Consider the following 510-nt stretch of genomic DNA (forward strand, 5'->3'; position numbering starts at 1 on the left):
GAAATCTTCGGATCACAGCTCACTTACAGCTCCCCGAAGCATATCGGTGTTCGTCCCGTCCTTCATCGGCTCCTAGTGCCAAGGCATTCACCGTGCGCCCTTGGTCGCTTAACCATCTGATACGTGCTGACCAGGCTTCACGCCCATCCAGCATCAGACCCCAATGCCTAAAAAAGGGATCTGGCATACCAGTGATTCGTCGTTCTCGGCATTTCTTCTAAGACACTCGGATTCCTCTCTAACCAGGTATTCTGATCATTGATTCAATCCGGTGATTCGTTTTCATTGCGTTATCCGGTTTTCAAAGGGCACGCTGCGTCGTGACAGGCACTGCCTGACGAACGCAACTAGAGAGGCGGTCCTCTCAAAACTAAACAAAAGAGCGAGACAGAAGGAATCGATTGAGCTTGATGCTCCTTAGAAAGGAGGTGATCCATCCGCACCTTCCGGTACGGATACCTTGTTACGACTTCACCCCAATCATTTGTCCCACCTTCGGCGGCTGGCTCC

General features: G+C 51.6%; 2 rRNA genes. Both read right to left on the reverse strand.

From position 1 onward, the window contains the following. Positions 1-114, reverse strand: a 23S ribosomal RNA gene (locus HCN83_RS18005); the annotation flags it as partial. A gap of 307 nt (positions 115-421) precedes the next feature. After that, a 16S ribosomal RNA gene (locus tag HCN83_RS18010) occupies positions 422-510 on the reverse strand; the annotation flags it as partial.

It is taken from the genome of Alkalicoccus luteus, assembly GCF_012034335.1.
GTDB classification, from domain to species: Bacteria; Bacillota; Bacilli; order Bacillales; family Salisediminibacteriaceae; genus Alkalicoccus; species Alkalicoccus luteus_A.